A 12900-nucleotide genomic window follows, 5' to 3' on the forward strand; every position below is an offset into this window, starting at 1 on the left:
TCATAAAAATGTCGATTGAAGTAGAAAAACTTTCAAAAAAATACGATGACCAATGGGCGGTAAACGAATTGTCGTTTACCGTTCCAACAGGTCAGGTAGTTGGTTTTTTGGGGCCAAACGGTGCGGGTAAAAGCACCACCATGAAAATGCTTACCTGTTTTATCACACCCACCTCGGGCTCTGCCCGCATCAATGGTTTTGATATAGAAAACCAATCGATGGAAATAAGAAACAACATCGGATACCTTCCGGAGCATAACCCCCTTTATCATGAGATGTATGTAAAAGAATACCTCTCGTTTGTGGCGGATATGTGCGGGGTGAAAAAAGACAAAAAAATGCGGGTAGAAAAAATGGTTGAAACAACAGGTCTTACGCGAGAACAGAACAAAAAAATTTCGAGCCTAAGTAAAGGGTATAAGCAGCGAGTGGGCATGGCTCAGGCGTTGATGAAAGACCCCAAAGTGTTGATTTTAGACGAGCCAACTTCCGGCCTTGACCCCAATCAAATTGTTGAAATAAGAAAATTAATAAAAACACTCGGCGAGGATAGAACAGTTTTGCTCAGCACCCACATCATGCAAGAAGTGGAGGCTATGTGCAGTCGGGTAATAATTATAGACAAAGGCAAATTGGTGGCCGATGATGCACTTTCGAACTTGCAACACAAACATGGCGATAAAAAAGTAGTGGTTGTTCAATTCAAAAATGAGGTTGATTTGGGTCAACTTCAACGGATGGATGGCGTGTTGAAAGTGCAAAAAATAAATGAAAATACCTTTGAAGTAACCTCTAAAACCGAAGTGGCATTGCATGAAAAATTGTTCAACTTTGCCGTAAAAACCAACAATGTGATTTTGGAACAAAAAGAAAAATCACAAAATTTGGAACACATTTTTAGAAGCATTACCAAAAACTGATATGTTCAGCATCTTTAAAAAAGAAGTGCGGAGTTTTTTGAGTTCGCTCATTGCCTATGTAGTGGTGGCCGTTTTTTTATTGGCCATTGGCTTGTTTATGTGGATTTATAAAGACACCAATGCCCTCGATTATGGCGAGGCCAATTTGTCCACCTTATTTTTTATGGCTCCCTGGGTATTTATTTTTCTTATTTCGGCCATAACCATGCGAACCTTTGCCGAAGAACAAAACACACGCACTGTGGAACTGATTACCACACACCCATTAACAGACTGGCAAATCATTCTTGGGAAATATTTTGCTGGATTGTTTTTAGTGGTTTTTGCATTAATCCCAACGGTTTTGTATTACATAACCATATACAAACTTGGCAGTCCGGCAGGCAATATTGATGTGGGAGCTACCATGGGTTCCTATCTTGGATTATTGTTTCTGGGTGGGTGCTATGTCAGCATTGGTTTGTTTGCATCCAGCCTTACCAACAATATGATCGTGGCGTTCCTGCTTTCTGCCGTGTTGTGTTTTATTAGTTATTCGGTATTGGGTGCTATTGGAAACACAATAAATGCCTCAAAACTGAGCTATACAATTGAGTGGCTCGGCATTGAGCATCACTACCAAAGTATAAGCCGTGGGGTAATCGATACACGAGATGTGATTTATTTTGTAGGTTTTATTACCTTTTTTCTTGGTTTGACTAATTTGATGTTTGGTAAAAGAAAATGGTAAAAAAAGCAAAAGAAGAGGTGAGAAATTACTCGGTAAAGCAAAAAAGTATTTACCGTTTTTTGATTTTGGCAGCCATTGTAGTGGTGGTAAATCTGATGGCAGATATTAAATATAAGCGATTTGATTTAACCAAAGAAAAACGCTACACCCTATCAAAAGCCACCCACGATTTGGTGGACAAGTTGGACGAAACGGTGTATATCCAAATATTTTTGGATGGCGAGTTCCCGGCAGAATACAAACGTTTGCAAAATGCCACTCGCGATTTGATGCAGGAATACGAGAACATCTCAGGCGGAAACATTGAGTTTAAGTTTGATGATGTTTTGTCGGATAGAAACGAAAAAGAGCGAAACGATATACGCCGACAATTAAGGGAAAAGGGGTTAATGGTTACCAATCCGGTAAATACCGAAGAGGGTAAAATAATGGAGTCGGCCATTATTCCGGGGGCGTTGGTGCATTATAAGGGAGCCGAATATCCGCTGAACCTATTACAATTTAGAACAGGAAGAAGCCTTGATGAAAACATCAATGCCAGTATTGAGCAGTTGGAATACGAAATCGGGAATGCACTCAGAAAGTGCGTGACCGGAAAAGAAATTCGCATTGGTTTTACACAAGGTCATGGCGAGTTGGACGGCATTGACATGGCCGATATTGGTAAATCCTTGGACGAGTTTTATAACGCCTCCACCATCAACATCAATTTGGACGACACCAATTGCACCAAACCGTTTTTATCAAAACTGCAGGCCAACCCTGAAAATGCAGGGGCGATTTTGCTCAAATCTTTGATGGATGAATTAAATGACTACAGCTTGTTGGTTGTGGCCAAACCTCGAAAGAATTTCAAAAACGAAGAGTTGCTTTTGTTGGACCAATATGTAATGAACGGTGGCAAGGTAATATGGCTTATCGATCCGGTGATTGCAGAATACGACAGCCTTTTGGTCTATAATGGCGAGATTACCCCCGTGGCCCATGAGCAAAACATTGGCGACTTGTTGTTTCGCTACGGACTCAGAGTGAACTATGATTTGATACAAGACATGAATTGCCATGTTATACCTATTTTGAGTCAAACCAATGGTCAAATAGTTGTTCCGTGGCTCTATTATCCTTTGTTTACCACCAACAATAATCATCCAATTTCCAGAAATGTGGGCAACGTATGGGGGCAATTTGTTTCTTCTATCGACACGTTGCCTAATATTTATCAGCACCGAACGGTTCTGCTTTCGTCATCCGAATTTTCGCGGGTTGCACCTATGCAAGTGCCTGTAAGTTTGGCCATTACTCAACAAAAAATTGACCCAAAATATTTCACTAAACCCTTTCAGGCAGCGGCGGTCTTGGCTCAAGGCAGGTTTAAATCATTGTTTGCCAACCGGCCTTTGATGGAAAAGGCAAGCCCATTTAAACTAAAAAATGAAGTAGAAAACAACTCCATGATTGTTATATCTGATGGCGATTTAATTCGAAATCAAACGGGGAATGAGAGAAAACAAATCATGCCGTTAGGCTTTGATAAATATGCCTCAAAGGCTATGAACAGCTATGTAGAATTTGCCAACAAAAACTTCTTTTTAAACTGTGTGGACTACTTGTGCGATAGTTCAAACATCATTGAAGTTCGCAACAAACGTATTGAGCTTCGTTTGTTAGACAAAGGAAAAGTGAAAAATGAGAAAGGCAAATGGCAAACCATAAACATGGTTGTGCCTATTGTGGTGTTGGCCATTTTCGGGTTTATCAACTTTTGGATACGCCGAAGAAAGTATGCGAGGTAGAATTTGCGTCCTTGCATTTTATCTTTTCTTATCAAACACGGTTTTTGCCGGCATAGGGGTAACCGATTGGGCTGCCAAAACACCTTGGGGAAATGAAATCAATAATTTTTCAAACACTACGCTTTATTTGCGAAATGGGGTAGAATTGACTGGCTTGGCCGAATGGTATTTTTACAAAAATCATATTGTTGGCAGACTGGGAAATAAAAACCATTATGGAGACACTACAGGGTATTTCGTTGTAAACGAAATTACCAACAGCATTGACACTTTTCAAACCAAGCGTGATTGGGAGGTCTTGGTGACTCAAACAAAGCTCAAACCCAGATATTGGACACGGTGGCACAACAAAAGTTGGAAAGTGCTTAATGGCAGGGTGCTTTTCGCCCTTTATTATAGTTTTCCTACATTCATTTTTGTGCTTGTTTTGCTCATTTTTTTTATAAGAAAGGCATGGGTAAAGGAAAAATTTCAATGGAAAAAACCTTTTACCGCCATGCTGTTAATCATGCTTATCGGATTGTTGAGCATGCTGTTACTTGGCTCATTTCCACAAAGTTTTTAGCACAAACCTGACAGGTTTTAAAAACCGGTCAGGTCTTAAAATTAGAATTTGATATTTTCGCATTAAATAATAGTTATGACCAAAATATTCTTGAGTTTGGTGTTGACAGCAATCATTATCGGTTGTACACAAAACAGGCGTATCTATGAGGTTGAGGATGCGGTTACGGACTGTTTGTATTCAGACTATGAAAGCCATAATCAAAACCCAAAGTTAGGTTTTGATTCCATTGAAAGTGTGCTTATTCAAAACGGATTTTTGCATGATGCAAGTGGACTAAGTTATTTGGATGCTTTATGCCAAATAAGGGATAGTGATGATTTGAAGGGTGATTTGGAAGGGTTTTGGAAAGATTTTAGGGATATAAATTTTATTCCTCAGTTATTGTGTGATGATTTATCATTTCTCCAAACAGTAGATTCAATTCGGTTTGCAAATTCAAAATTTAACTACATTTTAAGTGTTTTCGATTCGATTGAACAAATTGGGGATGTGCCACCGTTAAATCATATTGTTGGTAAATTTCTTACCAAATTGGATGCTCGGGATTTTAAAAATGAGTTTTACAGAATATTAGGCATTACCACTATTTATCAATATCTTGAAACGAACAGATCACCTCACGGAATTTGTGTGCTTTTACCACCTAATCCATCCGATGAACAAAAAATTAAAAATCAAAGAAACATTTTGACAGTATTTGTTGGAGATGATAGTTTAATGGTGGAGGGGCAGCTCATAAAAATCTATGACTTGAGGGAAATTGTAAAAAACTTCCTGTTGGGTTCTTTGACTAAAGTTGAAATAGATTTGCCAACTTTTGGATTAGGTCAAAGTTTGAATGGGATTGTATCCCTACAACATTCGAAAAAAGCGGAATATAAATTCTATTGTGAGGTTTACAACGAAATTACAAGTGCTTATCACGACGTGCGAGATAAGTATGCCAAAGAATATTTTGATGTCGGATTTGATGATTTGGATCAAGAAAAACAGCAAAAAATTAAGAATCTAGTTCCTCAACTAATATCGGAATCCGAACCCGTTTCTACTCGAAATTAACAAAAAACAAACCTGACAGGTTTTCAAAACCTGTCAGGTTTGTTTTCATGCTTTTCAATCACACGCACAATCCTTCCCTGCCAAAGCAAACATCATTTTAAATTCATTGCCTTTAAAAACCTTGTCGATATTTAAAACGTAATCTTTTGATTTTTTTTCAGAAACTATTTTTACCATGGGTGTGCGTTTAAAATTGCAATAATTTACCTGAAAATGGCTGCTGAGTGTTGAATCATTTATGTCAAAATCAAGTTCTATGCTGCTGTATGTTTTTGGATAATTTTGTTTGAGATAATCAAGCAGCACGTGGCTTCGCGGCACTGGCACATTTTGTTCGCACTCTTTATTTTGGCTGATATTTGCAACAATAAGTAGGTCTTTCTTTTCATCAGATTTATTTTGATGATTGAATAAAACGGCTTGTTCATCGTCTTTGTCGAAAGTGCTGCTGGTCTGTGCCGAGTTACGAGTTTTAATATTCTCAACGGGGTAAGGAGGGACACTTGGCACTCCACATGGCCAAATAATTTGCTCTAATTCCCGCCTAAGTTCTTCTGCTTTTTTACGTGTTTCTAATTCTTTGTTGTACTTAAATTGCTCGCCCAAAAAGTTTATTTCATTGGTCAAACTCCATGCAGATTTTCCGGTGGATTGGTTCAATTTTGCTTTAAGCTCATCTTCCGAAATAGAGTTTAAGTTTATGCTTAATCGTTGTTCTGATTTTTTCAACAATGCGGAATGATAAAAATATTCTTTGCCTTTTTGAGCCACACATACCAATTGATAATCAAAAAGTTCGTTTAATTTTTCGGTATAAATTTCTCCTGTTTTTTTGAGCTTTTGATACGAGGGTAGCGAATCAGCAATGATGTAAACCTGCACCCAATCGTAGGTTTCAGGTTTAGTTAATTGCACTTCAAGTTGGTGGTATTCAATGCTGATATCCCGATTGTTAAACCGCATTTTTAAACTTTCACGTTTCTTGGTTGCCTCTGCTACATATTGGTCAAGATTTTTCCATCCGGTAGTTTGAATTGGTACGTTGTAATAATTCCTACTAAAGTTAAGCCCCGCTTGGTGGTAGGCTTCTTGCAAATTGGTTTGCAGTTCCTTTTCATAATTTTGGGCTTCGTCGGCACTTCTTTTTTCAGACCTTGCGGCTGATTTTTCTTGCATTTCATTATCTCGTTTGGCGTATTTTTCTCTCAATTTTTGCTGGGTCTCTATGGCAATTTTTCTGTACCGTTCGGTTTGTTGTTTGTGGTAGGCCGCCAATTGTGCAAAGGCCGGGTTTGCAGCCTGGGTATTTCCCAATTTTTGATCGGCAAAGTCTTTGAAAACTTGACCCAAACCACCCGAAACCATAGTGGCTGCAATCGAATCGGAAACCCACATATCTTCATCCAAATGATTGATATATACATTTAAAAGTTGCTCATTACAACTTTTGAAAATGTGTTTTAAGCGTTGTTCAAACTCTTTGGTGGCTACAAACGTGTTGGCAAATGTTGGTGTTTTTAATGCCTGAATGCGTGCAGGACAAATTTCACGGCCAGAAGAAGAGCTGTCTGAAGCAGCTGTTTCTTTTCTGTCAGCCCAACCTTCCCAAAGCGTAAAACCACGAGAGTAATAAGAGAAGCAAATGCTATCATTACAAACCATAAACTCCAATGTTACACCGCAGCTTTTCGTTGGATCAACCTTTTTTATTACAGTTTCAACTTTTACGGTTCCGGTAGCGTAATCTATATTTTCGTTTATGATTGGGCTAAATTTGGTGGAGGCATTTAAAATTTTAGGTGGAGAAACAACAGAGAATCTCTCATTATAAACCAACTTAAGGGAGTTGTGTTGTTTAATGTCATATAATATATAGCCATCCGGTACGTCAATTTCAAAAACCAGTTTCATCAAATCATCTCCCATGTCTAATCTGCTTTTCAATCTCGTTGGAATTTTGCCTGACAACTTTTCTGGTATACTGGTCGTTTCTAAATTATCAACCTTGGAGGTAAGAGTCTCCCTTTCATTACTCGCCTTTCCCCCACAATCAAACGAAAAATAAAGGCTATCCGTAAAAGCACGGTTGTTGATGTCGAAGCCGTTTTCGGCCAATTTTTGTATAAATCCTTCGGGATAAAAATCAAGCTCATCAAAACTGCGGTTTATCAGGTGTTTTTTTATTGGTTTTGGGTTTGTCCATTTTACTTCTCCATTGGTTTCAACCCCGTCAAACAGCATCATTTTAGAGTCTATTTCGTCGGCAGGTATTTGGGCAGTAATCTGTTTTCCAGCAGCAATTTCAAGGGTTTTACCGTTGTTGGTTGCGGTAATTTTGAACATACCATTGGTGTAAAGCAACCCGGAATCGGACACCGTACTCAGCCCCGATTTAATGATTTCTACAGGTGTAAGTGCTTCTTCAACATTCAATGAATAATTTTCAACGCTGTCGAAACAATGTGCCGGAATGTGAAGAATAATGCCATCGGGCGTTTCAATAATGGTGTCGTTCAAGTTGTTTATTTCATATTGATTTTGAGAATTTTCAATTTTGTTCTCTGTTGATGTTTCCCCCCAAAAATGATAAACGGCCAATGCCACCATGGCCACAATAATGCTGCTAATGGCCGCCGTTTTTACCATTTTTGCAGTTCTAAACTGCCTCCAACTGTTTTCAATTTCAGCTTTTAAACCATTTATTTTGGCGGCTTCCATTAGTTGTTTTTGTATCTTAACCTCTTGTTTCAATTGCTCGCTTTGTTGCATTTTTTGCTCAAACTCGGCCTTTTCTTTTTCCGAAAGTGTTCCGGTCAAATATTTTTCGATTATCTCTTCCATTGTCTGTTTTCGTTATTGATTGTAAAACTCTAACGCCTTTTGTTTGGCAAATTGTAAACACTTGTATTTCTGTGTCTTAGCCGATTGGTCGGATGTAAAACCGAGTTTTTTGGCAATGTCGGTCATGCTGATTTGTTTTAAGTAAAACAACTGCAACAACTGTCTGCAACGGTCAGAAATAGCCTCCAACGCTTTAAAAGCGATGTGCAATTTGGTTTCCTTTTCTTTGTGTTCGTCCACATCGTTCGAGGCGGCCAGTTCCACCTCTGAAAGTTCGGCAGCTTCGGGCTTTTGAAGGCGTTTTTGGTTGTAAAAAACAAACCTCGACACCCCAAAAAGATAGGTTTCTATACTGCTGGTAAGCTCGAAATTGGGTTGACGGCATTTTTGACAAAATACCAATAAAGCCTGCTGATAAATATCGGCGGCATCATTTTTAGAGCAGCCATTTGCCAACAGCCACTTTTTTACCACCGGAAAATAGGCATATAGTTTCTTCGAGACCTTGCCTTCTTTTACCTGTTCTATCAATTTATTTGTTTCCATTTATCAGTTTATGTAACCAAAGTGGAAAGGTAACCGAAATTTTTTTTAGCCTGATAAAAATCCTTTCAAGGGTTTCAAACCCTTGAAAGGATTTTTGGCAATTTTCTTACTTTCGTAAACTATGATTCAAAAAATTCTATCTTCTTCAATGTTGACCCTATTTGTTTTGGGCGGTACAACCCACTATGGTTGCCAACATGTACAAAAGAAGATAGCAGTTAAGAATGAAATTACCGATTCAATCGAAACAAGTTTTCCATTTTATGCAATCCAAAATGGCAAAGCCAAAATCAGTCATATCGAATACAAAATCGGAGACGAACCCCATGTGGATGTATACATGAATTTGAATACGGTATTTGTATTAGACTCTATTTCAAAAGACTATGCGTTAAAACTTGTCTCATACTTTATCCAGTTTTGTGGGAATACCCCTCTAGAAATTACGGAAAAACAAGCTGAGGAATTTTTGGTCAACGAAAAATACGCAATGGAGCTGCATTACGAAGTAAAAAATAAAGAAACGGTTTCAATAACTTGTCTATTTTGGAGTTCGGATAGGTACGTATTTTTTTATTTGAATTAGACCTGATAAAAAATCCCTTCAAGGGTTTCAAACCCTTGAAGGGATTATAAAAAACAATAACTTCGGCCAAAAATTAAAAATATGAAGTCAGACATAAGCTCGGTGGAGCAGTATATAGAATCTTTTCCTTCTGAAGTTCAAACCATGTTGAGAGCCATCCGGGAAATAATTATCCAAAAAGCACCTGAAGCGGCTGAAAGCATTTCGTATGGCATGCCGGCCTATAAAACCTTTGGCAAACCTTTGGTTTATTTTGCGGGATATGCCAAGCACATCGGCTTTTATGCCACACCAACGGGTCATACCCAATTTGCAGAAGAATTGGCAAAATATAAACAGGGTAAAGGGTCGGTGCAGTTTCCAATAAATGAGCCATTGCCAACAAATTTGATTGCTCGAATCGTTGAGTTTCGGGTGGCCGAAAACGCTCTAAAAGCCGCCAAAAAATAGAATTTTATTCAACAGCCTTCCTGCATTTTATTTTCGAACGACGCGGCAAAGTGGACGTAAATGGAAAAGGTTGATTGACATGGATTTTGTACATTTGGCGTAATTTTTTGTTATGAAAATTCTCAAGCTGGCGTTTGTCGCTTTGTTTTTAAGTATCCCGTTTCTATGTCAATCTCAAACCAAGCGATTGGACTCGTTACTCAGCGTATGGCACAGCACGACTAAATCAGATAGCATTAGAATAAGTTCCTACCAAGAATATTTGAATCTTAAATACGCCCAAAAACCAGATTCTGGTCTGTTAATGATTAAGGAGTTGGAAGAATTTGCAACTCAAAAAAACGAAAAATATGGCTTGGCAAACGCCATGATGTATAAAGCCACATTGCTCGATAAAATTGGAAGACTTGATGAGTCTATTGAATTAAACCAAAAGGCAAAGAAAATATTTATTGAGTTGAAAGACTCTGCAAAATTGGGACTAATTATGCTAAACATAGGGGCTAGTTATTCTACTTTGGGAAATCAAAAAGAAGGATTGTATTATGCAAAACAAGCACTTGACATTTACAAAAAAACCAAGAATAGCCAATTGGTTGTGGCCACAAATAATTTAGCAACAATTTACCACAAAATGGGCGACTACAACAGTGCCATAAAATATTATCAAGAGGCACTGGAATTGAACAAAAAGAAAAACAATGCTAAAATGCAAGCGTCGCTAAATATAAATCTTGGTGGACTATACACCGACATATTGAATGATTATGCCAAAGGGCTACAATATTTTGAAGAAGGTTTAACTATTTCCAGAAAAAATAATCTGAAATCGTATGAAGGTTTGTGTTTGCTAAATATGGCCGTAAATTATGATAAAAGAAAACTCAAAGATAAAAGCAAAACGTTGCTCAATGAGGCCATTATGTGCTTCGAAAAAGTTGGAGACGAACAAAAATTAAACTACTGCAGAGGGCTAATGGCCGATCATTACATTGCAGAAAAAGAGTATAACAAGGCAAAAGTGTTGTTGGATTCTATAATGTATTTTGCAAAAGAAACCGACAACGAAGGGTTGATTATGCTTACAAATCAATCGTATGGTATTATATGTCAGAATCAGGGAAAATTAGAGTTAGCCAAATCACACTTTCTTTTGGCATATCAACTTGCCAATAAACTTCAAGAATTCACTTCTCAATCGGAATTAAGTGAGAGTTTATATGAAGTGTACAAACAATTGAAAGATTACAAGAATGCTCTTTATTATTTTGAGGAGTCTAAAATGTATTACGACTCCTTAAATCAAAATGATGTTGCAAAAAAAATGCAGCAGCTCGAATTTGATAAAAAACTGTTTGCAGATAGTTTGAAGCAAGCCCATGAAAAACAAGAATTGGAACTTTTGCACAAACAAGAAATAACCAAACAAAATAGAATCCGTAACACACTCATTGGTGTTGGACTTTTTGCCTTGCTCTTGGCGGGAGGGTTTTTTAGTCGTTGGAAGTATGTAAAACATACCAATGAGATTATTGCCTCCGAAAAAGAACGGTCTGATAATTTATTGCTCAATATTTTACCTGCCGAAGTAGCCGAAGAACTCAAACAAAAGGGTGAAGCAGAAGCACAAGATTTTAATGAAGTAACCGTTTTGTTTACCGATTTTGTGTCGTTTACTAAAAAATCAGAAAGCATGACGGCTCAGGATTTGGTTTCCGAAATAAATTATTTTTTCAAAGCATTTGACGAAATAAGCACCAAATACAACATCGAAAAAATTAAAACCATTGGTGATGCATACATGGCCGCAGGTGGGCTTCCCGTTCCGTCAGCCAATTCGGCAGTGAATACAGTGCTGGCAGGATTGGAAATGCAACAATTTGTTTTAGACTACCAAAAAAAGCAACGTTCCGAAGGCAAAGAACTCTTTGAAATGAGGGCAGGAATAAATACCGGCCCAGTAGTGGCTGGTATTGTGGGTATCAAAAAATTTCAATACGACGTATGGGGCGACACCGTAAACACTGCTTCCCGAATGGAAACCAATGGCGTATCGGGCAAGGTGAATATTTCGGAAACCACGTATCATTTAATTAAAGACGACAACCGATTTGTTTTTGAACCACGCGGCAAAATGGACGTAAAAGGAAAAGGCATGATTGATATGTATTTTGTGGGATTGGCATAGGTAATATTTCAATGAAATTACAGAATAATATTCTAAAACAATCGGGCTTGTCAGACAAGCAACTTCAATACCACAATAGAGGATTGTCGGCCAATTTAATGGCTATATCCTATTGGTTTATGGTTTTGGTCTATTTTCTCCTTAACCATATTTATGATTGTGTGCCAATTTTACTTTTTAGCATATTATCATTCGTAGCTACGCTCATCATGTGGCATCGAAGAATTTACAACACCCCATGGGTATTTGGCAATATCGTTGTGCTGGTTTTAATCTGCTACCTTACCATTAAAGTAGGCTGGAAGGCTGGCTTTCAATTTATACTTTTCCCCAGTATAATTTTTGGGGAGGTAAATGGGCGGAAACACTCAAATTTGCTCACCTTGGTACCTGTTCTTTTGGCTATTGTCTTTTGTGTACTGGGTTTTGTAACCTTTAACCAAGTACCTGATATTACATTACCTAAAAATCATCTTTTGTATCTATTTGAGTTTAATGTAATGGCGGCACTTTTTGGTCCAATTTTTTCGCAAAGAGCTTACTTAATAAAAACGTCAGACTTAGAAGAGCAATTAGAACATTCCCTCTCGGAAAATGAAAAACTACTCCACAATATTTTACCCAATTCCATTGCCGATAGATTAAAAAATGAAGATGACGAGATCGTAGAACGCTTTGACAACGCCTCCATCCTATTTGCCGACATTGTTGATTTTACGCCATTTGCCGAAAGTCATTCGCCAGAAGAATTAGTTCAAATATTAAATGGTTTGTTTTCAAGATTTGATATTCTTACCGAGAAATATGAATTGGAAAAAATAAAAACCATTGGCGATGCCTACATGGTGGCCTCCGGTGTACCGGTTCATCGAGCTAATCACGCAGGTATTTTGGTCAAATTTGCACTTGAAATGTTAGAAGAGTTGGAAAAATACAACAGTATTAAAAATAAAAACCTAAAACTAAGAATTGGCGTGAGCAGTGGCCCATTAATTGCTGGAGTAATTGGCAAAAAGAAATTTAGCTACGATATGTGGGGCGACACGGTAAATATGGCTGCACGAATGGAGACAAGTGGGCAGGCGAGCAAAGTGAATATATCTCAATCCACTTTTGAAATACTACAATATGACACCAGTTTTGTCTTTGAACCACGCGGCAAAGTGGATGTAAAAGGAAAAGGAATGATTGATATGTATTTTGTTCGTTTGGCTTAAAT

General features: G+C 37.9%; 11 protein-coding genes. 9 read left to right on the forward strand and 2 right to left on the reverse strand.

Going from position 1 to position 12900, the window contains the following annotated elements:
* The first annotated feature begins 8 nt into the window (after nt 1–8).
* The 5 genes from gldA (at nt 9) to H6607_01705 (ending at nt 5070) form a co-directional block, all read left to right on the forward strand.
* Nucleotides 9–920 (forward strand): gliding motility-associated ABC transporter ATP-binding subunit GldA, encoded by a 912-nt coding sequence (gene gldA, locus H6607_01685; GenBank protein MCB9261072.1) that lies wholly within the window; start codon nt 9–11, stop codon nt 918–920.
* A 1-nt stretch (nt 921) separates the two neighbouring features.
* Nucleotides 922–1650, forward strand: coding sequence for a gliding motility-associated ABC transporter permease subunit GldF (gene gldF / locus H6607_01690; GenBank protein MCB9261073.1), 729 nt, complete (start codon nt 922–924; stop codon nt 1648–1650).
* Nucleotides 1644–3443, forward strand: coding sequence for a gliding motility-associated ABC transporter substrate-binding protein GldG (gldG, locus tag H6607_01695; protein MCB9261074.1), 1800 nt, complete (start codon nt 1644–1646; stop codon nt 3441–3443). The genes gldF and gldG overlap by 7 nt, the downstream gene beginning before the upstream one ends.
* Nucleotides 3433–4008, forward strand: coding sequence for a hypothetical protein (locus tag H6607_01700; protein ID MCB9261075.1), 576 nt, complete (start codon nt 3433–3435; stop codon nt 4006–4008). The genes gldG and H6607_01700 overlap by 11 nt, the downstream gene beginning before the upstream one ends.
* A gap of 75 nt (nt 4009–4083) precedes the next feature.
* A complete protein-coding gene (locus H6607_01705) occupies nt 4084–5070 on the forward strand; it encodes a hypothetical protein (GenBank protein ID MCB9261076.1) in 987 nt (328 codons plus the stop codon).
* A gap of 54 nt (nt 5071–5124) precedes the next feature.
* On the opposite strand, the gene H6607_01710 is transcribed toward H6607_01705, so the two are convergent.
* Nucleotides 5125–7911 carry a hypothetical protein gene (locus H6607_01710; protein ID MCB9261077.1) on the reverse strand — a complete coding sequence of 929 codons (2787 nt, stop codon included), beginning with the start codon at nt 7909–7911 and terminating at the stop codon, nt 5125–5127.
* 12 nt (nt 7912–7923) lie between these two features.
* Nucleotides 7924–8457 (reverse strand): sigma-70 family RNA polymerase sigma factor, encoded by a 534-nt coding sequence (locus H6607_01715; GenBank protein MCB9261078.1) that lies wholly within the window; start codon nt 8455–8457, stop codon nt 7924–7926.
* Nucleotides 8458–8578: 121 nt separating this feature from the next.
* On the opposite strand from H6607_01715, the gene H6607_01720 reads away from it, so the two are divergent.
* The 4 genes from H6607_01720 to H6607_01735 all read left to right on the forward strand — a co-directional run bounded on the left by H6607_01720 (nt 8579) and on the right by H6607_01735 (nt 12898).
* Nucleotides 8579–9043, forward strand: coding sequence for a hypothetical protein (locus tag H6607_01720; protein MCB9261079.1), 465 nt, complete (start codon nt 8579–8581; stop codon nt 9041–9043).
* Nucleotides 9044–9124: 81 nt separating this feature from the next.
* Nucleotides 9125–9493, forward strand: coding sequence for a DUF1801 domain-containing protein (locus H6607_01725; protein MCB9261080.1), 369 nt, complete (start codon nt 9125–9127; stop codon nt 9491–9493).
* A gap of 112 nt (nt 9494–9605) precedes the next feature.
* Complete coding sequence (locus H6607_01730) at nt 9606–11681, forward strand: tetratricopeptide repeat protein (GenBank protein MCB9261081.1); 2076 nt, start codon at nt 9606–9608, stop codon at nt 11679–11681.
* A gap of 11 nt (nt 11682–11692) precedes the next feature.
* Nucleotides 11693–12898: an adenylate/guanylate cyclase domain-containing protein gene (locus H6607_01735; protein MCB9261082.1), complete on the forward strand. Its 1206-nt coding sequence runs from the start codon at nt 11693–11695 to the stop codon at nt 12896–12898.
* The last annotated feature ends 2 nt before the right edge of the window (nt 12899–12900 follow it).

It is taken from the genome of Flavobacteriales bacterium, from assembly GCA_020635395.1.
GTDB lineage: Bacteria > Bacteroidota > Bacteroidia > NS11-12g > UBA9320 > UBA987.

Bases quoted from the DNA above. Each gene is read 5' to 3' on its own strand.
- gldA (MCB9261072.1), top strand. From the start codon at position 9: ATGTCGATTGAAGTAGAAAAACTTTCAAAAAAATACGATGACCAATGG.
- gldF (MCB9261073.1), top strand. From the start codon at position 922: ATGTTCAGCATCTTTAAAAAAGAAGTGCGGAGTTTTTTGAGTTCGCTC.
- gldG (MCB9261074.1), top strand. From the start codon at position 1,644: ATGGTAAAAAAAGCAAAAGAAGAGGTGAGAAATTACTCGGTAAAGCAA.
- H6607_01700 (MCB9261075.1), top strand. From the start codon at position 3,433: ATGCGAGGTAGAATTTGCGTCCTTGCATTTTATCTTTTCTTATCAAAC.
- H6607_01705 (MCB9261076.1), top strand. From the start codon at position 4,084: ATGACCAAAATATTCTTGAGTTTGGTGTTGACAGCAATCATTATCGGT.
- H6607_01710 (MCB9261077.1), bottom strand. From the start codon at position 7,911: ATGGAAGAGATAATCGAAAAATATTTGACCGGAACACTTTCGGAAAAA.
- H6607_01715 (MCB9261078.1), bottom strand. From the start codon at position 8,457: ATGGAAACAAATAAATTGATAGAACAGGTAAAAGAAGGCAAGGTCTCG.
- H6607_01720 (MCB9261079.1), top strand. From the start codon at position 8,579: ATGATTCAAAAAATTCTATCTTCTTCAATGTTGACCCTATTTGTTTTG.
- H6607_01725 (MCB9261080.1), top strand. From the start codon at position 9,125: ATGAAGTCAGACATAAGCTCGGTGGAGCAGTATATAGAATCTTTTCCT.
- H6607_01730 (MCB9261081.1), top strand. From the start codon at position 9,606: ATGAAAATTCTCAAGCTGGCGTTTGTCGCTTTGTTTTTAAGTATCCCG.
- H6607_01735 (MCB9261082.1), top strand. From the start codon at position 11,693: ATGAAATTACAGAATAATATTCTAAAACAATCGGGCTTGTCAGACAAG.